9 protein-coding genes and 2 pseudogenes are annotated in these 20,244 nt (G+C 61.9%); 7 read left to right on the forward strand and 4 right to left on the reverse strand.

From position 1 onward, the window contains the following. The first annotated feature begins 25 nt into the window (after window positions 1–25). From JX552_RS31970 to JX552_RS06930, 3 genes and pseudogenes are all read left to right on the forward strand, one after another. Entirely contained in the window at window positions 26–253 is a 228-nt protein-coding gene (locus tag JX552_RS31970; protein WP_241010931.1) for an HAD family hydrolase, read from the forward strand. Between the two features lie 3 nt (window positions 254–256). Further along, window positions 257–487, forward strand: coding sequence for a hypothetical protein (locus tag JX552_RS31975; protein WP_241010933.1), 231 nt, complete (start codon window positions 257–259; stop codon window positions 485–487). A gap of 167 nt (window positions 488–654) precedes the next feature. After that, window positions 655–924: pseudogene (locus JX552_RS06930) on the forward strand (pseudouridine synthase); the annotation flags it as partial. Here the strand turns inward: JX552_RS06930 and JX552_RS06935 are convergent. Beyond that, complete coding sequence (locus JX552_RS06935) at window positions 923–2,287, reverse strand: UDP-glucose dehydrogenase family protein (RefSeq protein WP_205876677.1); 1,365 nt, start codon at window positions 2,285–2,287, stop codon at window positions 923–925. The pseudogene JX552_RS06930 and the gene JX552_RS06935 sit on opposite strands and share 2 nt — an antisense overlap. A 404-nt stretch (window positions 2,288–2,691) precedes the next feature. Between JX552_RS06935 and JX552_RS06940 the strand changes: the two genes are divergently transcribed. Next, window positions 2,692–3,846 carry an integrase gene (locus tag JX552_RS06940; RefSeq protein ID WP_241010935.1) on the forward strand — a complete coding sequence of 385 codons (1,155 nt, stop codon included), beginning with the start codon at window positions 2,692–2,694 and terminating at the stop codon, window positions 3,844–3,846. Window positions 3,847–4,219: 373 nt separating this feature from the next. On the opposite strand, the gene JX552_RS06945 is transcribed toward JX552_RS06940, so the two are convergent. Next, window positions 4,220–5,746: a carboxylesterase/lipase family protein gene (locus JX552_RS06945; protein ID WP_205876678.1), complete on the reverse strand. Its 1,527-nt coding sequence runs from the start codon at window positions 5,744–5,746 to the stop codon at window positions 4,220–4,222. Then, on the reverse strand, window positions 5,739–6,821 hold the full coding sequence (locus JX552_RS06950) for a glycosyltransferase family 4 protein (protein ID WP_241010936.1): 1,083 nt from the start codon (window positions 6,819–6,821) through the stop codon (window positions 5,739–5,741). The genes JX552_RS06945 and JX552_RS06950 overlap by 8 nt, the downstream gene beginning before the upstream one ends. A gap of 750 nt (window positions 6,822–7,571) precedes the next feature. Between JX552_RS06950 and JX552_RS06955 the strand changes: the two genes are divergently transcribed. Next, complete coding sequence (locus tag JX552_RS06955) at window positions 7,572–8,183, forward strand: DUF962 domain-containing protein (protein WP_205876679.1); 612 nt, start codon at window positions 7,572–7,574, stop codon at window positions 8,181–8,183. Here JX552_RS06955 and JX552_RS06960 read toward each other — a convergent pair. Continuing rightward, complete coding sequence (locus tag JX552_RS06960; protein WP_205876680.1) at window positions 8,108–9,817, reverse strand: aminotransferase class III-fold pyridoxal phosphate-dependent enzyme; 1,710 nt, start codon at window positions 9,815–9,817, stop codon at window positions 8,108–8,110. The genes JX552_RS06955 and JX552_RS06960 overlap by 76 nt on opposite strands. Window positions 9,818–9,879: 62 nt before the next feature. Between JX552_RS06960 and asd the strand changes: the two genes are divergently transcribed. Further along, entirely contained in the window at window positions 9,880–10,767 is an 888-nt protein-coding gene (gene asd, locus JX552_RS06965) for an archaetidylserine decarboxylase (protein WP_205876681.1), read from the forward strand. A 908-nt stretch (window positions 10,768–11,675) separates the two neighbouring features. After that, window positions 11,676–20,236 (forward strand): annotated as a pseudogene (locus tag JX552_RS31980) (SDR family NAD(P)-dependent oxidoreductase). The last annotated feature ends 8 nt before the right edge of the window (window positions 20,237–20,244 follow it).

Consider the following 20,244-nt stretch of genomic DNA (forward strand, 5'->3'; position numbering starts at 1 on the left):
ACAGGAAACTTTGGCCGCACTGACCATGATCACCCCCGCTGACGAGTGTGCGCTGACGCTGGCGGGTTTCCTGGTTTTCGCCGACGAACCCAAGGCCGCCGCACGCCAGTCTCTGGCTGCCTTGGCGGGGCTCGGCATCGAGCTGAAGATCGCCACCGGCGACAACCCGCTGATCGCCGAAAAGGTCTGCAAAGAACTGGGTTTGGCGTCCAAAGGCACCGTCACCGGTGCCGTCGAGTTCCGCACCGGCTGATTCGTGGAATCGCTTGCGACGCAGACACTCATCATCTTCGCGATCCGCACCCGCAAGGTCCCGTTCTTGCTCAGCAGGCCGAGTGGACTGCTGACCGCGACCAGTCTGACCGTGGTCGCCGCCGGCGTCGCGCTCACAGTTTCCCCGCTCGCCGCGCCCCTGGGCTCCACCACCCTGCCGTGGGAGTTCTTCGCCGCCTCGCCGGCCTCGTCGTGGTCTACCTGGTTCTGGTAGAGCTGGCCAAGGCGATGTTCTACGCCGAACCGATGGGCCTGGCCGGACAGCCTGGTCGCACCCGCGGACGTGCTCACCGCATCCGGCGACGCGCCGCGCGGTTCCAGCACCACCATGTCTAGCCGTTTTCACCGCACACACGCGATCGGGTGGATACTCTGCTCGCGATGAAGCCCGCACCAATGAGTGTTCGCGACGCGTTGGGGCCGGTGCGGGTCCGTGTGCACGGCGGACCGGTACTGGCGGAACTCGTCGGCAGATTCGGCGGCGCGGCGGCTGCCAAGGTGCGGGCCGGCGACGTGGTGGACGCCGACGGCGCGGTCGTCGATGACGCCACCGTGTTGCCCGCCGGCGCCAGCGTGTACCTCTACCGGGATCTGCCCGACGAAGTGCCGGTGCCCTTCGACGTCCCAGTGCGGCTGCAGTCTGCCGAGATTACGGGACCGCAGGGCCCTTGCTGGGCGCCCAGAACGGCACCGTCGTCGAATGGCCCAAACGGTGTACGCGCCAGCCCGCCTGCTGCCAGCGGTTGATGTCCAAACAGTGGCGACCGTCAACGACCACGCGAGCTGGCGTTCGTCTGGCAAGGTCAGCTGGGTTGAGCTCGATGAACTCCTGCCACTCTGTGAGCACAAGTACTGCATCTGCGCGTTCGCAGGCTTCAGCTACTGAGACGGCGTAGTTGAGGGTCGGACAGAGCCGTCGTGCGTTCTCCGAGGCTTCCGGATCATAAACATTTACGGTGGCGCCGTTGAACTGCAGCTGCTCCGCCACTCTGAGCGCCGGCGAATCACGTACGTCGTCGGAGTCGGGTTTGAAAGCCGCGCCGAGCACGCCGACGGTGGCGCCGATTAAGGATCCGCCACAGGCGGTAGCTGTCAGTTCGACCATCCTGGTCCGACAACGCGTGTTGATATTGTCAACTTCGCGCAGGAAATTTAGCGCATGCTCGGCGCCCAACTCGCCGGCACGCGCCACAAAAGCGCGAATGTCCTTGGGCAGGCAGCCGCCGCCAAAGCCCAATCCCGCGTTGAGGAATGTACGTCCGATCCGTGGATCATGTCCGAGCGCATCGGCCAACACGGCGACATCGGCACCCGCCGCCTCACAGACTTCAGCAATCGCGTTTATGAACGAAATCTTGGTCGCGAGAAAGGCATTGGCAGACAGTTTGACCAACTCCGCGGTTTGCAGGTCGGTCACCAACAGTGGGACACCGGAGGTGAGCAATCGGCTGTACAACTCGCGGACGGCGGCCTCGGCGCGTGTCGAATGAGGCTGCACGCCAAGCACAATGCGGTGTGGAGATAAGGTGTCACGCACTGCCGAGCCCTCCCGCAGAAACTCGGGATTCCACGCCACCTCCAGTTCGACCCCGCGCGGCGCCAGGTCGCGTGCCCGCTGGGCCAGAGCCGCCGCAGTGCCGACCGGGACAGTCGATTTGCCTACGAGAATGGACGGTCGTGTCAGACGTGGGATCAGCGCGTCGACGACGGCGTGGACATCGCACAGATCGGCGCCATCGCCTCCCTGTTTCTGGGGGGTTCCGACCCCCAGAAAGTGCAGATCTGCGAAATCCGCGGCCTCACCGTAGTCGGTGGTGAATCGAAGCCGGTCCGCCATAAGGTTTGCTATCAGCAACTCTCGCAGACCCGGCTCGAAGAACGGGACCTCGCCCGCAGCGAGCTTTGCGACCCTACTGGAATCGATATCGACCGCAAGGACCTCATGCCCCAACTCCGCCATTCCGACAGCATGGGTCGCACCGAGATAGCCCGCGCCGAGAACGGTACACCGCATGTGCTCAGACTAGACGACTACAAGCCGATGGACGTTCTCATAAAGTTGAATAGATTGTTCGAAATTGTGCGCACCTTAAGGGCATTCTTCTTACTCATGTTAGGCAGTCGAATGAGGTACCATTGCTCTCGCTGAGCATAAGCGGATCGTCGACAGCAACAATGACATGCGGAAATAATTCGAGACGGCAGTCTCCTGCCTGTTTAGCCAATTCCTGCTCAGCCAGGCCCGTCGCGGTTCGCGACGGATGTCAATGCGCGTGCGCGGCGTGCGCACGGCGCGGCGGCGAACGGAGCGCTGGGTATTTCCGCCCGATTGGATTGATTATGGGTCAACGAAAGGCTGTAACTTCGACGATCGCGGCTCGCTATATGAGCGCGTGCAGGGCGGAGAAATCTCGAATCTTGGATGAGCTGTGCTCAACCACCGGTTGGCACCGAAACCATGCGCGCAAGATGCTCACATCGGCGCTGGACCCCGAGCTGATTCAGCCACAGTCGCCGCGCCCGCCTAAATACGGTCCGAAAGTTGTAGCGGCACTGGTCTTGTGCTGGTTGGTTTTGGACATGCCTACGGGCAAGCGGTTGGCGCCGGTGCTTTCCGAGTTAGTGAACATCCTTCGCAGCTTTGGCGAGCTGGACATCGATGACGACACCGCGGCGTTGCTGGCTGGCATGTCGGCGGCGACCATTGACCGTCGCCTGGCGCCGGAGCGCAAGGTGCGTGAGGCAAACGGACTGAGCCGCGTTAGGCCGGCCTTTCTCTGGTCGAAACGCCAGATCAAGGTGCGGAATAGGAAGGACTGGGACGACACCGTGCCGGGGTTCACCGAGATCGACCTGTTCGCCCACGACGGCGGCAACGCCTCCGGCGAGCATGCCTGGACGCTGACCTTGACCGACATTGCCACTGGTTGGGGCGAGAGTCGCAGCGTAGCTAACCTTGACAGGGACTGCGTGCTGGGCGCCCTTGAGGAAATTGCCGCGGCGATCCCGTTTTCGATGCGGGGTGTCTACAGCGCTAGGGATTCCGAGGTCATCGGTCGACACCTGTTGGCCTGGTGTGAGCAGCGCCAGATTACCTTCATCGGGTCATGGTCGGGCAGCTCCGATGACGTTGGTCGCACAGCGCAGGAGCATTCGGCGTCAGTGCGCGTCGCCGTCGGTTATCACCGCTACGATACAACGGCAGAATTGTTGCTGCTCAACAAGATCTGGGTGTTGCATTCAGAGCTTACGAATTATTTCTACCCTCGGGCAAAGCTGATATGCAAGGTGCGTAGGGGTGGCAGAATCCTGAAGAAGTACGATACGGCAGCGACACCAAGTCGACGCGCCGGGCGCCACGAGTGCCTCACTGCCCAGCAAAAGGCTATGCTCGCTGAGGCTTACTCCGCCATTAACCCGGCCGCCGCGCAACGCCAAATTCGAGTGCTCACCAGCGAACTGCTCACCCTCGTCGACAGCCAGGCCCGACCGACGACAAAACCGGCTATCTTGCAAGCTCGATTACGCGTATCTGCGGATGCGTCAGAATGTCAGACTTCGCGTGCTTCTTGAAATGACGCGGTGAGCAGCTGATCGTTTTTGGTGCTGCATGAATAGCGCTTTCGGTGTAGGAGCTTTCGGCGCGTCGTTGCCGGGAAAGGGGTTGAGTTCTTCTGAAAGATGAAGGTTGCTAGGCGCCTCATCCGGAACGCCTCGAAGTGCGTGACGCTAGCTGCGCTTGCCCTGATGTGATCACGTTCTGCTGCCCTGATGACCCCGGGTTCAAGGTGACCGCCGAACGGCCGTCGGGTGTTTCATCGCCGATCCGGCCCGCTTCGAAGGTGTGGCGGTGATCGGAGTTGACGAGCACGTATGGCGTCACACGGCCGCGAACACTGAACGCGCTCAATGAAATTCCCACTCGGGCGCTGAAAGTCTGCGTAGTTCAGCGGATGTGGGTTGAGATACCCGACATTTCATCCCAGAATCCGTCCCATGCAATCCTCCGCTGCGAGTGCGGATCGGATTCGCAGCGGCAGATGCGGTCGAATACCATAACCGACCGGTCGTCCTTCGTGTACGTTGGCCAGTTCGTTCCGGGTAACCCGGTGCCGGCGAAGCACGTCCAGCGCTGCTGTATCTCGTCACTTAAGTGCAGCGTGCGGCGCCGGTCTGCGCCAACCGTAAGCAGCCGGCCGAACTTGCTTCTATATGCGTCGAAAACGGCGAACAATTCGGTGCCATGTGTGGCTCCCAGGCCGGACCAGCGCAGCGTCCGGGGTGCATAATCGTAACGATATACATACGTGGGTGTTTGGCTGCCGTGGGCTTCGGCAATCTGCCAAGCAGCCGAACTGAATGCGAAATCACCGCCGAGCCGGATGCAGGCCGAAGTTTTGGGATAGTCGGGGTATGCAGCGGTAATCCGTTGGTGCACTTGTGGATCCTTGCCGGCGAAGATGCCTTCAACCATCGCTTCTGTGGTAGGCACCAGCTTGAGAAAGCGGGTGAACAGGCGGCCTTCATCGGCGTTTGTGCCAACGACTAGTGGCAACTGGTGCGCACGACCGCGACGCATCGCCGCGATCGGGTCCAGCGGGAGATAGTCGTCACCGTAAGTCGGACCCAGCGGGAAGCCGCGCTTTTCCCGCACGCACTGGGCAATCAAAGCGTCTTGCGCGCCGATCAGCTCGCTTGGCGAAGCCCGCATCAGCAAATCGCCGGCATCTTGCGGGCCCGCGCCCAGTAGCTTTGCGAACTGCGTCGCCAACTCGGTGGCCGCGTCCTGAGAGCGCGCCATGCCCGCTGGCGGGCTTTGCGCTATTGCTCTGCGAAATAGGCCTCGCGCCGCCGGCACGGTCAACAAGGTGGTGACAGCCTGCGCCCCGGCGCTCACACCGACGACAGTGACACATTCCGGGTCACCACCGAACGCCGCTATGTTGGCACGGACCCAGTGAAGCGCCAACACCAAATCACGCAAAAACAAGTTGCTAGCGAAAGCGAAGCCAGGAGTGGACAGCGACGATAAATCGAGACAACCTAGGGCGCCGAGTCGGTAGTTGACCGAGACATACACACAATCGCGGCGGGCCAGCGCGGCGCCGTCGTACAGCGGAAGAGCGGAACTGCCCATCATGTATGCGCCACCGTGGACAAAGACCATCACCGGAAGCGACCCCGATCTAGGCGCCTCCGGTGCGACGACGTTGAGGGTCAGGCAGTCCTCACCGCTAGGCTGGTATTTGCTGATGCCGATCATGGCGTAACGGCGATGTTGCGGGGCGCAGTTGGAGAACTCGTAGCAGCGCCGAACTCCCTGCCACGGCGGCGCCGGTTGTGGCTCCTGAAATCGTAACGGCCCCAACGGTGGACGGGCGTAGGGTATGGACCGCCAGCGGTGCACGCCGTTGCGAGTGAAGCCCTCAAGCACTCCTGTGACTGTTTCTGCCCGGACGGTGGGTTCATGCATGCCAGTCGTCCTCAATTCGCATTCGATGTTTGCTCTGGCAGTTGGTCGAGTCTGACCGCGAAGGCAGCGTTGGTGTCGGCGCGCCTGGCTGACAGCACACGAGGTTGCTTTCAAACTGGCGCGTGCACGTCTCCCATGTCGATGACAGCGCCCGCGCGCGACATGCATTCGGATCGATGAGCAGAGCACGCTCCGCAGCTCGGGCCAGATCGGTATCAAGTGCCCCCGTCCGTCCGTCCTCTACCACATCGAGGGGTCCCGGGACCGGAAAAGCTGCCACCGGTACTCCGCAGGCCATTGCCTCCAGGTTGACTAGACCGAAAGTGTCCGTGAGGCTCGGAAATACCATCACATCCGCGGCCGCGAGATGGGCCGCAAGATCCTCGCCGTAGCGGAAGCCGGTGAAACGAGCCTCCGGAAACTGCGATTGGAGACGTGCTCGCCGGGGTCCGTCGCCGATGACGATCTTGGAACCCTGCCATCGCATTTGCAGAAACGCTTCGACATTCTTCTCCACCGCCAGGCGCCCAACGTATGCTGCGATCGGCCGCGGGATCTGCAGGAAGTCCTTTCCCCGGGGCCTGAACAGGTCTGTGTCTACGCCGCGCTGCCAGCTCGCAAGATTCTTGAACCCCCGAGCAGACAGCGTTGCGCGAATGCTCTGTGTGCTTACCATGCACCTGTACCCACCCGAGTGGAACCATCGTTGCGCAGCGTAGGAGGCCCGCAACGGGATCGGCGCCCGCGAGGCCAAGTACTCGGGAAACTGAGTGTGGTACGAGGTGGTGAAGCGCAGTCCGCGCCGTCGACAGTGTCTGCGAGCTCCAAGCCCGAGTGGGCCTTCAGTCGCTATGTGCACAGCCTCTGGCTGGAAATCCTCGAAGCGCTGCCCGAGTGCGCGCCGGGCGCCGACAGCTAAGCGGATCTCCGGATAAGTTGGGCAAGGCAACGTGCGATATTCGCCCGGCGAAACAATGCGCACGTCGTGCCCGAATCGAAGGAGCCATGCGGCGGTCTGCGAGATGGTATTCACAACTCCGTTAGTTTGGGGAAACCAAGCGTCGGTCACGATCATGATTCTCATAATGAGGACTACGTTAGTATGCGCAACGCTTTTTGGTTGTCGGATTACAGTTTGAGGACGCTGACCACGATTTGCCGGCAAGCTCCGAGGTCCGCAATGTACCGAGCTGGTGACGCATTTCGATAGTATCGAACTACGACCTTCATGAATCCTTAACGGATGTAACCCGTGTGATATCGGATGAATACTCGCCGCGCTTCGGCGATCGGCCAGACTTCGGTGAAGCGCTAATGAGCGGTCAGGCCTCTCGCGGGCATGGACTGTGCAATGTGATTGCAGCACAGCCTGATTCGAACTCATGCGGCGGACGGCAGCCTGGAAAGACGTTCGTGCGCCCTTTGTCTAGGTTGGCCGCCGCAGATCGAGGGCGGTCCGCGTAACGGCATACGGCTAGTGTCTGCACGTCCCCGCCTGACGCGGCAAGGCAGTGCCGGCGAGGTCACCGCGTCGTCGGGCGCCGAACCAAACACTTTGCTCGTCCAACGTAGCGCATTGTGCTTTAAATCTATTGCTCGCTTAGCCGGGACCGTGGGCTATTCGTCGACAGACGTGTGCTCACCCGGATGCGGGGACGCTCTGATGAGTCACCGAGAGGCTCTATGCGCGCATTTTTGTTGAGTCGACCACCAAGCTATTGACAATGTCGCAATCGGCACGCAACCTGGCACTGAAGTCTTGTCGATGTGCAATTCTTTCGCCCAGACTCGGGCGGAATAGCCGGTTCGAATTGGGTGAGGTCGAATGCAGCGATTCCTAGCTGAACTCAAGCGGCAACGGTGGGACGATCACCGCTACTACCATCACTCCCGCATTAACCAGACGCTCCATCTGGTGAGTGCGCTCAGCTTCATCGCGGTGTACGTACTAGTGTTCACCAACCCTGTCGCCGCGGCGTTGATCGGGTGGTTCTTTGCGATGGTCACGCGGCAGGTGGGCCACTTCTTCTTCGAGCCCAAGGGATACGACGAGGTCAATAGCGCTACCCACGAACTGAAGGAACACATTAAGGTCGGCTATAACCTGAAGCGCAAGATGGTTTTGTTGTCGCTCTGGGCCCTCTCGCCGGTCTTACTATGGGCCCAGCCCACGCTGTTCGGCATCTTTCCCACTTCCACCGACAACTCTGACCTGCTGCGCCATCTTTGCCAGTTGTGGCTAGCCCTTGGGGTCGCAGCGCTGGTGTTCCGAACGGTGCAGCTCTTTATCCAGCAGAGCGTCCTTGTTGGGATGGCGTGGTTCACGAAGATCCTGACTGACCCGTTCCACGACATCAAACTTTACTGGCGTGCTCCACTCCAACTGGTGCGCGGTGAGCTGCTCGACCCGATGGAGCATGTCGCCCACCAGGCCTGATGCAGCTCTTTGAGAACATGCCGTCGGATAGCTTTATCGGTCAGCGACGTAGGGCCCTGCCACCAGGCGTCGCGCAGCATCGCCTCGGCGGCCGAGACGAAACGGTCTGCCACGGCTGCGAATTCGGCGTCGCTGTAGTTGAGACTGAAGATGAGTCGCGCGGTGCCGACCCAGCTCAATGCCAAACCTTCTGCGCGCAGGTAATACTGCAGCATCCAGTTGTAGCGCGAAGGTTTCTGATAGATGACTGTCCAGATCGACGACATGTGCGCTATCTGAACCGGCAGCTGCGCTGCGGCCAGCCGCTGGTTGAGCTCGCCGGCACGCCTGGCCCACACTCCATCGAGATCGCGGTAAATCGCCTGGATTGGCTCGCTCTGGAGACGCCTCAGAAATTCATTCATGGCACCCATCACATAGGGATGCGAATTGAAGGTCCCGCGGGCGAAGCAAACATCAGCAGGTCGCTGTTCGCGGTAGCGCTTCATCAGGTGGCTGCGTCCGCAAACCACGCCGACGGGGAGCCCGCCGCCCACGGACTTGCCGTATGTGACCATGTCGGCGCGTACGCCGAAATATTCCTGTGCACCGCCTTGGGACAGCCGGAAGCCGCTGAACACCTCGTCAAAGATGAGCACAATGTTCCGTTCGGAACACACGCGGCGCAGCTGAGCCAGCCATTCCGCGTAGCCCGTCCGGTCGAAGTGCGCGCGGCGACCGCTGTCGATAAGCAAGGAGTCGCTCGGCGCAGGTCCGTTCGGATGCATCGCCTGAACGGGGTTGACGAGCACGCAGGCAATATCGCGGCGCGTCCGCAAGACCCGCAGCGTCGCCGAGGCCATGTCCTTCAACGTGAACGTGGCTTGTGCCCCGATCGGATTTCCGACACCCGGCTGCACATCGTCCGACCAACCGTGATAAGCCCCGCAAAAGCGGACCAGGTACTTGCGTTTCGTGTGGTAACGCGCCAGTCTCACCGCCTGCATCACGGCTTCGGTGCCCGACATGTGGAAGGACACCTCATCGAGACCCGAGATTTCGCGCAGCCGCGCCACATTGTCGGCCACGACAGGATGGTAGGCGCCGAGGACGGGACCGAGTTCGCGCGCTCGCGCAATGCCGAAGTCGATGCAATCCTTGTAAAAATCGATTCCGAAGAGATTGACTCCATAGGAGCCACTCACGTCATAGGTTTGATTGCTGTCAATATCGGTGACGGTAGCGCCGCACGAGGACTGCACAAAGACGCTGGCCTGCAAGTTGTTACGAATCAATCTGCTAAAGGGGATGGGTACCCGATAGCGCGCCGTGAACTCCAAATCCGAGATGGAGCCACCGATTTGACGCGACAGTGCGGCGGCCAGTGGATAGCGCAGCGTGTACTGCGCGACAAGTTGCTCAAACCCGGCGCGACGCCGAGCCTCGACGTCCGGCGACGCGTCATCAGCGCGGAAGAAAATCGTTTCGTCGTAGTCGTAACGCGGCATCATCCTGGCCACCAGACGGGAGAATCGGTCGTGACCGGCGAGCGAGCGCTGCTTCGCAAGCGACAATATCAGGCGCTGCCGCGCCCCTCGCGCGACAATGATCAGAAGCATGGCGCCGCCGAGATACTCAAGCAAAGCTATGTTCACCTTCAGCTCTCCATGTCCCTTTGCGCTTCGGGCACAGAGCATTTCGAGTCAGGGATGATGCGATGACGGTGCGCTCGGTCATTGTGAACTTTGTCCAGCAGGAGGACGTCAACTTCTTGCTCACCAACCGATTGCCGCGACGCTGGATCACCTTGTTCGTGGGCTGGCTGAGTCGTCTCGAGCAGCCTTTGGTCTGTCGGGCATGTCTTGCGGTCTGGCGTTTGTTCGCCGATATCGATCTGAGTGATGCACAAAACACCCGTTTCAGGAGCCTTCACGAATGTTTCACGCGCGAACTCACGCCCGGTGCGCGACAGGTGGATCACGATTCCGCCGTCGTCGTCAGCCCGTGCGACGGAATTGTGGGTGCCATGGGTCCGGTGTGCGCAGGATCGGCGTTCCAAGCCAAGGGCTTTCCGTACTCCCTCCTCGACCTGCTCGATGATTCGGAGCTGGTCGCCCGATACCTGGATGGCTGCTTTGTGACACTGCGCCTGACATCCGGCATGTATCACCGCTTTCATGCGCCATACGACTGTCGCGTGGAGCATGTTACGTATATGTCGGGCGACACATGGAACGTCAATCCGATCGCCCTCAAGCGGGTCGAAAATCTATTTTGCAGAAACGAGCGCGCGGTAATTCGCTGCCGCTTGGCAGGCTCCGACCATCTGATCACGCTGGTGCCAGTCGCGGCCATCTTGGTGGCGAGCATCCGGCTGCACTGCGTGGACGTACCGCTTAATCTGAAGTACCGCGGCCCGAACCGAATCCCTTGTGATGCATGGCTGCGTAAGGGCGAGGAAATGGGATGGTTCGAGCATGGTTCCACCGTCATCGCCTTCGCGCCGCCTGGCGTATCAATATGTCCAGGACTGACCGAAGGTAGCGTCATCCGCATGGGGCAGCCACTCCTCCGGCTCGCACCGCACCACCTGGAGTGCAGTTAGCGATCATCCGAGTCATCGTGCTGTTCTGCTTGCCGACGCTATCGAAAATGGTGACAGGATTAGCGTGATCACCGCGTGGTCGTCTACTTACGCGCATCGAACTCATGCAGTCTGACTGGCACGCGCCCATAGTCACTATGTCGCGACCGGCTGGTCGTTTCTTCGATCACATCCCCACCATCGTATGGCGAAGTCTGCTTGCAAATCGTCATGGCATTCGATCCTAGCCAATCATAATCGGTGTGCAAATTGACTAATTGATCGACAAAGTTGATCAAAGTATTCAGCCGAACGCAACGATGGGCACCTTGGCTTGTCAACTTGCGGGTTAACCTCTTGCACCCGTCACCCATATCCTGATCCGCATCACCATTTTTGATTTGCCGATACGTGCGCGGCCCCACCCGTGCGGAAATGTCCAGCGCAGGAAATTATGACGAACAGAAGTTCGGGTGGAAGTCACGAGACTCCCCCTGTTACTCGCCGGTGCAGGCTGAGGCATACACGTCGCGGAGCCTGGCTGGGTGTGTTGAGCCGCATTGACCGACCTTGGCTGGGCGTTTCATGAGCACTGGAATGCCTGACGAGGGCCGCGGGGCATAAGCGCCGAGTGGCCCGGGTGACAGGCGCGTACTCGAATGGCGGGCCAACCAGCAGTTTGACGAAGCCGGCGGCATTCGGGTAGGCGTCGGCGTGGCGCGTCATCCCGACGCGAGGGGTCTTGCGGGCGCACCCCGAGACTCTCCGAGAATGCCTAACCGGGGCAGTTTGATAATTGCGCAACGAATTGTTCAACATTTATGGACGCTGAACTTCGCTAATTCTCAGAATGTCTCGCGTTTAGATTTGCGGTTCGATACATTGCGATCCACCCGGTCACACACCCCTGATCTAGAAGGGTCGCGCCAATGTCGCTGCTGTTAGGTCGAGTTCGAGAGTTGGGTGCACAGCTACCCCGTGCCACGGCGATTTCGGTGCTAGATGACCACGGCCGTGTAGCGGGGTCGTTAAGCCGCGCAGACGTCGTTACCGACATGGCCGAGATGGCCGAGTTCCTTCGGCAGCGTTGCGGTCTGGTGGCAGGTGATCGAGCGCTACTGGTATATCCCTTCGGTCTGGATTTCGTGCGCAGCTTGATCGGGTGCATTGCTGCCGGGGTGTTGCCGGTGCCGGTTTATCCTCCCGACCCATTTAACCCACGAAAATCGATGGAAGCCTTCCGCAGGGTAGCCGCCGACTGCGGCGCAAAAGCGGTGCTGACGAGTCGGCGCTATGCGGGTGCCCGAAGGTTGGGCGCGGCAAAGGCTGTGGTGAGCGCAAAGGCGGTGGAGTGGCCCGCGGACTTGCCTTGGCATGTGACTTCTTCGCGGCGAAACAGGCGCACGCTCAAGTCGGCCTTGTTGTCCAAAGAGATGGATGACTGGTCGCCAACCGCTGATACGCCCGCTTTCATCCAGTACACATCGGGTTCTACCTCGAATCCCAAAGGCGTTGTCATCACTCATGGCAACCTGGAACATCAGGCTGACTTCAATCGCCGATACCTGGGGCTTGGCCTGGACGCGCGGGGTGTGTTCTGGGTGCCGCCGTATCACGACTTTGGCCTGATCGGGGGCATCCTAAACACGCTGGCAGGCAATTTCGAGCTCACAATGATGTCCCCCTTGAGTTTCATCCAACGGCCCGCGCTCTGGTTTGAAGTAATGCACCAAGTGCGCGCGACCCATACCGTCTCACCCAATTTCGGTCTTGAGTTGGCACTGCGCAAGACCACTGCCGAGCAGCGCGCCCGATGGGACCTGAGTTCGCTCAAGATGGTGATGAGTGCGGCGGAGCCCGTGCGCGCGGAAACGACTCGCCGATTTCTGGAAGCCTTCGCCGTCGCGGGGCTGCGTCCCGAGGCATTCTGTCCGGCGTACGGCCTTGCCGAACACACCGTGGGCGTAACGGTGTTCGGGCGTTCAAGATTGCAGGTGGACCGCCGCCAACTCGAAACAGAGCGGCTGGCGGTCCCATCTGATGGGCCCGGTTCCCAGATTCTCCTAGGCTGCGGCGAGCCGTGCGACGACATCGATGTGCGGATCGTGGATCCCGAACTTCGCGTGCCGCTGGCTGATAACCACGTCGGCGAGATATGGGTTGACTCGCCGAGCAAGGCTGCAGGCTATTGGGGGGCGGAAGAGTTGAGCCGTAGCATGTTTCAAGCACAGCTGGCCGAATCGCGAAGCCGCCGTGGCTATCTGCGTACCGGAGATCTGGGCTTCATGCATGATGGCGAGCTCTACGTTTGCGGCCGCCTCAAAGACCTGATCATCCTGGCAGGGCGCAACATCCACCCCCAAGATATCGAAGATAGTCTGCGCGATTGTCATCGGGCCATTCGGCCAGGTGGGATAGCGGCGTTTGCCGTTGAGGGCGGCAACCGCGAAGGGCTCGCGGTGCTCGTGGAGGTGGCAGCTGACGCTCCATCCGAGGAGCTGTCGAGCTTGGTCCCCGCGATACGGACAGTGGTTGCAAAAGAACACCAATTGCGCTGTGCCACGGTAATCGTGGGACCACCAGGAAGCGTCAGCAAGACGACCAGCGGCAAAGTTCAGCGCTCCCGGTGCCGCGACCGATTGCTCGACGGCACCCTGGAAGCCAAGGCGCTGATAGTAGACCGCTTGTCTGATCGAGCGCTTGTTGGCGCGCCAGCGGCCGGAGCAGCAGTACTCAGTGACGTACCTGTGCGCAGCTCGGTGCGCGTCCCGATCACGGGCGATTGTCTGGTGCCCCCCACCGAGCTGCAATCAGTGCTCCGTCAAGAGGTGGCTGCTGTATTGGGGATCGGCATCGTCGACGTCGACGCCGATCAACCACTCGGTGATCAGGGCCTGAGCTCAATTGGCGCCACCGAGTTGGCCTCACGGCTAACTCAGGTGTTGGGCACAGATGTGCAGCCGGTTGACATTTTCAACTACTCGACGGTGCAGAGCCTGGCGCAGATGCTGAGCGGCGAGGCCGCCGCCCCAACTCCCACCGCCTCGCCATCACGCGGCAACGGCGGCGTGGATGAGCCGATTGCGATTGTGGGGGTGGGGTGTCGTTTTCCGGGTGGGGTGGATTCTGCGGAGGGGTTGTGGGAGGTGGTGGCGGGGGGTCGTGATGTGGTGTCGGAGTTTCCTAGGGATCGGGGTTGGGATGTGGAGGGGTTGTTTGATGCTGATCCTGATGCGGTGGGCAGGACTTATACGCGGTGGGGTGGGTTTGTTGAGGATGTTGCGGGTTTTGATGCGGGGTTTTTTGGGATCACTCCGGGTGAGGCGTTGGCGATGGATCCTCAGCAGCGGTTGTTGTTGGAGTGTGCGTGGGAGGCGTTGGAGGACGGGGGGATTGATCCGTTGGGGTTGCGGGGTTCGGCGACGGGGGTGTTTGTCGGGATTATGGCCTCTGAGTATGGGGGTGGGCCTGCTGGTGGGGTTGAGGGTTATGGGTTGACCGGTCAGGCGGTGAGTGTGGCCTCGGGGCGTATTGCGTATGTGTGGGGGTTGGAGGGTCCGGCGGTGTCGGTGGATACGGCGTGTTCGTCGTCGTTGGTGGCGTTGCATTTGGCGTGTCGGTCGTTGCGTTCGGGGGAGTGTGATTTGGCGTTGGCTGCGGGGGTGACGGTGATGGCGAGCCCGTCGGTGTTTGTGGGGTTCGCTCGGCAGCGGGGGTTGGCTGTTGATGGGCGGTGTAAGGCGTTTGCGGGGGCTGCTGATGGGACGGGGTTTGGTGAGGGTGCTGGGGTGGTGGTGTTGGCGCGGTTGTCGGAGGCGCGTCGGCGTGGGTATCCGGTGTTGGCGGTGGTGTGTGGCAGTGCGGTGAATCAGGATGGGGCCTCGAATGGGTTGACCGCGCCTAATGGGCCTTCTCAGCAGCGGGTGATTCGGGCGGCGTTGGCCAGTGCGGGGTTGGGTGTGGGGGATGTGGATGTGGTGGAGGCTCATGGGACGGGTACCACGTTGGGGGATCCTATTGAGGCGCAGGCGCTTTTAGCTACTTATGGGCAAGACCGGCCGGTTGATCAGCCGTTGTGGTTGGGTTCGGTGAAGTCGAATTTGGGTCATACCCAGGCGGCGGCTGGTGTTGCTGGGGTGATCAAGATGGTGCAGGCGTTGCGGTATGGGGTGATACCGGCGACGTTGCATGTGGATCAGCCCACGCCTCATGTGGATTGGTCGGCGGGGGCGGTGGAGTTGGTGACTCAGGCTCGGCCGTGGCCGGTGCGGTCGGGTCGGCCGCGTCGGGCGGGGGTGTCTTCGTTCGGGATCAGTGGCACCAATGCGCATGTGATTCTTGAAGAAGCTCCCACTGAGGTGGTGGTCGGATCAGTGCAGCGGGGCGGTGCGGGTGCGGGGGGTGGTGACGCTGCGTGGAGTGTTCCGGGTGTGGGGTTGTCGGTGGTGCCGTGGGTGGTGACGGCGAAGTCGGCGTCGGCGTTGGTGGGTCAGGCGGCGCGGTTGGCGGAATTTGTCGGTGCCCATCCCGAGGTTGATCCGGTGGATGTGGGGGTGTCGTTGGTGCGGCGTTCGGTTTTTGAGCATCGGGCGGTGGTGGTGGGGGCGGATCGGGAGCAGTTGTTGGCGGGGTTGGTGGGGCTGGCTGGCGGACAGTCGGGTGCCGGTGTGCTCAGTGGGCGCGCGCAGCCGGTGGGTAAGACGGTGTTGGTGTTTCCGGGCAGGGCTCCCAATGGCTGGGGATGGGTGTCGAGTTATTGGATGGTGCACCGGTTTTCGCGCGGGAGATGCAGGCGTGTGCGGAGGTGTTTTCGGAGTTTGTGGATTGGTCGTTGATCGATGTGTTGCGGGGTGTGTCGGGGGCGCCGGGGTTGGATCGGGTGGATGTGGTGCAGCCGGTGTTGTTTGCGGTGATGGTGTCGCTGGCCGGGTTGTGGCGCTCGGTGGGGGTGGAGCCTGATGCGGTGATCGGACATTCCCAGGGTGAGATCGCTGCGGCGTATGTCGCGGGGGTGTTGTCGCTGCGGCAGGCCGCGCAGGTGGTAATCGTGCGTAGCAGGTTGCTTCGGGCGTTGGCCGGTAGTGGTGGCATGGTCTCGATCGCCTGCGGTGGGCATCAAGTGGCTCCGTTGGTAGCGCCTTGGGGAGAGCGGATCGCTGTCGCTGCGGTCAATAGTCCCTCGGCAGTGGTGGTTTCCGGTGACATGGTGGCCTTGCAGGAATTGCTGAGCTGTTGTGAGGCCCAGGGTGTGCGGGCTCGTCGTCTTGAGGTGGACTACGCGTCGCATTCGGCGCAGGTGGAGGCGATCGGCGCTGAGCTTGTGGAGGCACTGTCCGGGATCACGCCGTGTTCTTCGCAGGTCGGGTTCATCTCGACGGTCACCGGTGAGGTGATCGACGGGGCTGAGTTGGACGGTCAGTATTGGTATCGCAACTTGCGTCAGAGCGTGCAGTTCGAGCAGGCGTTGCATAGCGCTGCTGCGCAGGGCTATGGGGTGTTCATTGAGGCCAGCGCGCATCCGGTGTTGCTGTCGGCCGTCGAAGACGCATTGCCCGAGGGGGGCCACCGCCTCGGTTCTGCTGCGGCGGTGGCGGTCCCGACGTTGGGCCGCCAGGACGGCGGGCTGGACCGGTTCATGAAATCGGTGGCTCAGGCTTATGCGGCCGGGGTCGGGGTGGATTGGTCGGCGGTGTTCGCTGGTTCGGGGGGTGCCTGGGTGGGGTTGCCGACGTATGCCTTTGCGCGACGGCGGTTTTGGTTGGATGGTGTGGGTAGCAGTGGTGTTGATCTGGGGTTGGTGGGGTTGGCTGGTGCGGGGCATGGGTTGTTGGGTGCGGTGGTGCAGCAGGCTGATTCTGGTGGGGTGGTGTTGACCGGGCGGGTGTCACTGGCAAGTCAGCCGTGGCTGGCTGATCATGTGGTGGGTGGGGTGGTGTTGTTCCCGGGGGCTGGGCTTGTGGAGTTGGCGGTGCGTGCCGGTGATCAGGTGGGGTGCGCCTCGGTGCGGGAGTTGGTGTTGGCTGCTCCGTTGGTGCTGGGTGAGGGTGTTGAGGTCGTGGTGCAGGTGGTGGTGGGGGCTGCCGGTGAGGGGGGGTGTCGTTCGGTGGGGGTGTATAGCCTTGGGGGGCAGTCGGATTCGGTCTGGGTGTTGCATGCTCAGGGTGTGTTGGGGCCGGTGGAGTCGGCGCAGGCGGTGACTGATTTGGTGGTGTGGCCTCCGGTGGGGGCGGTGGCGGTGGATATTGCGGGGGTGTATCAGCGGTTGGCTGGGCGGGGTTACGAGTATGGTCCGGCGTTTCGGGGTTTGCAGGCGGTGTGGCGTCGGGGGGAGGAGTTGTTCGCTGAGGTGGCGTTGCCTGTGGATGCGGGTTCGGGTCAGGGGTTCGGGATTCATCCTGCGTTGTTGGATGCGGCGTTGCATGCGTTGGTGCTAGGGGAGAGTGCAGCGGGTGGGCAGGTTGTGGTGCCGTTTTCCTGGCGGCAGGTGGTGTTGTATGCCGGTGGTGCGGTGCGGGTGCGGGTGCGTATCGCTGCGGTGGGTGGGGGTGGGTGGTCGATAGCGTTGGCCGATACCGCTGGGGCGCCGGTGTTGTCGGTGGGTGCTTTGAGTACTCGGGTGCTTAGTTCTGGGCAGGTGCAGGCTGCGGTCGGTGGTGTCGGTGGGGTGGATCGGTCGTTGTGGGAGGTGGTGTGGACGGCGCTGCCCGATAGTGCTGAGCGTGTGGGCGCCGATGCCAGTGTGGTTTCCTGGCAGGACTTTTCGGCCACCAATGGGGGTAGTGGTGCTGGTGTTGATGTGGTGGTGTGGGAGTGCGGGTCCGGGGCTGGGGGGGTGCTGGATTCGGTGTATGGCGGTGTGCATGCGGTGTTGGCGGTGGTGCAGTCCTGGGCGGCTGGTGATCATCGTGCGGTGTTGGTGGTGTGCACCCGTCGTGGGGTCGGGGTGGCCGGTGAGGGGCCCGCTGATCTGGGTGCGGCGGCGGTATGGGGGTTGGTGCGGTCAGCTCAAAGTGAGTATCCGGGCCGGATTGTGTTGGTCGACACTGATATTGAGGATGCCTCTCAACTGGTGGGTCAAAGCGGTGGGTGGGTTGGTTTGGGGGAGCCTCAGCTGGCGGTGCGTGCGGGCACGGTATACGCCGCGCGACTGGCCCCGGTCGAGTCGGTGTTGGAGTTGCCGGGCGGGTCGGTGCCGTGGCGGTTGGCTGTGGGTGGGGGTGCCACGTTGGATGATGTGGTGCTGCAGCGGTGTCCGCAGGCGGTGTTGGCGTCGGGGCAGGTTCGGGTAGCGGTGGCGGCCGTGGGGGTCAATTTCCGGGATGTGTTGATGGCGTTAGGGATGGTTGCTGATCAGGGGTCGTTGCTTGGTGGTGAGGGTGCGGGTGTGGTGATCGAGGTCGGTGCTGGGGTTACGGGGGTGGCTGTCGGTGATGCGGTGATGGGGTTCATTGATGGGGCGGGGTCGCAGGTGGTGGTGGATCAGCGGCTGCTGGTCGTGATTCCTGCGGGGTGGTCGTTTGTGGAGGCTGCTGCCGTGCCGGTGGTGTTTTCGACGGCATTTTATGGGTTGGCGGATCTGGCTGGGTTGGGTCGGGGGGAGTCGGTGCTGGTGCACACAGGCACCGGTGGGGTGGGGATGGCTGCTGTGCAGTTGGCGCGATTGTGGGGGGCGCAGGTATTTGTCACGGCCAGCCGCGGTAAGTGGGGCATGTTGCGCGCGATGGGTTTTGATGAGGAGCATATCGGGGATTCGCGGACGTTGGAGTTCGAGGAGAAGTTCCTTCGCGCTACCGGGGGTCGTGGGGTGGATGTGGTGCTCAACTCGTTGGCCGGGGAGTTCACGGATGCCTCGTTGCGGTTGTTGGCGGTGGGGGGGCGTTTCGTGGAGATGGGTAAGACCGATATCCGCGACCCGCAGGTGATCGCCAAGCTGTATCCCGGTGTGCGGTATCGGGCTTTTGATTTGGCTGAGGCCGGTCCGCAGCGACTGGGGCAGATGCTGGGTGAGTTAAAGGAGTTGTTCGAGGCGCACACGTTGCATCGGTTGCCGGTCACGACCTGGGATGTGCGTTGTGCGCGTTCGGCGTTGCGGTTTGTCAGCCAGGCCCGTCATGTCGGGAAAGTGGTCCTGAGGATGCCTGAGGTGCTTGGCGAGGAGCTGGCGGCGGGCGTGGTGGTGATCACAGGTGGGACCGGGATGGTGGGTGCGGTGTTGGCTCGTCATGTGGTGGCCCGTTATGGGGTTAGGGAGGTGGTGTTGGTCAGCCGTCGTGGGCATGAGGCGGTGGGTGCTGCTGAGGTGGTCGCGGGGTTGAGTTCGGCCGGGGCCCGGGTGCAGGTGCTGGCTTGTGATGTGGCTGACCCGCAGGCGGTGGCGCAGTTGATCACCGAGTTGCGTGTGCAGGGCAGGCCGATCACTGGGGTTATTCACGCCGCCGGGATATTGGATGATGCGCCGGTGGGTGCGTTGAGTGCCCAGCGGGTGGATACGGTGTTGCGGGCCAAGGTCGATGGCGCCTGGAATCTGCATGAGGCCACTGCTGATCTGGGGCTGTCGGTGTTTGTGGTGTGTTCCTCGATCGCGGGGGTGCTGGGGGCTGCCGGGCAGGGTAACTACGCGGCGGCCAACGCCTTTGTTGATGCGCTGGCTGCTTACCGCCGTCAGCGTGGGTTGGTAGCGAGTTCGCTGCAATGGGGGCTGTGGGAACAGGCCAGTGCCATGACCGCGCACCTCAGCGAGCGCGACCGGGCCCGGATACAGCGTTGGGGGCTGGCGCCGATGAGTAACGAACACGCCACCGCGTTGTTTGACCGCGCACTGCTTAGTGAACACCCCGCGGTGATCGCCGCCCGCTGGCATTGGGCCCTGTTGGCTGACCCCGCTCACAGTGCTCAACTGCCACCACTATTGAGCACCCTGGTCCGCCGGCCCGTGCGTCGTGTCGCCGATAACGACCGCAGCGCCGGTGAGTCGGTGTTGGCTGCGCGGTTGCGGGGGCTGACGCCGACTCAACAGCAGGAGTTGCTCATCGAGGCGGTGTGTGCGCATGCGGCGGTGGTGCTGGGTCACCCCGATCCGCAAGACCTTAATGCCGACAACGCTTTTGGTGATCTGGGATTCGATTCACTGACCGCGGTCGAGCTTCGTAACCGGCTCAAAACCGCTACCGGACTACCGCTTTCGCCCACACTGATCTTCGACTACCCCACCCCCACCGCTCTGGCCAAACACCTACTGGCAAGCATAAATCCGGAAGGGGTTAGCGGTGACGATCTGAACATCACGGAGCGCCGCCTCCGTGAAATGTTTATGTCGATACCGATCTCGCAACTGCGCGATGCGGGCATTCTAGGCACCTTAGAAATGCTCGCGAACCAACAGATATCAACCGCCGCGGGTGGATCCGTCAGTGCGATCGAAGAATCGATTGACGACATGGATGTAGACGCCCTGGTGAGCCACGTAATAAATACACAGTCCACCTGCTAACCGAAGAG

This window comes from Mycobacterium gordonae, assembly GCF_017086405.1.
Lineage (GTDB): Bacteria > Actinomycetota > Actinomycetes > Mycobacteriales > Mycobacteriaceae > Mycobacterium > Mycobacterium gordonae_D.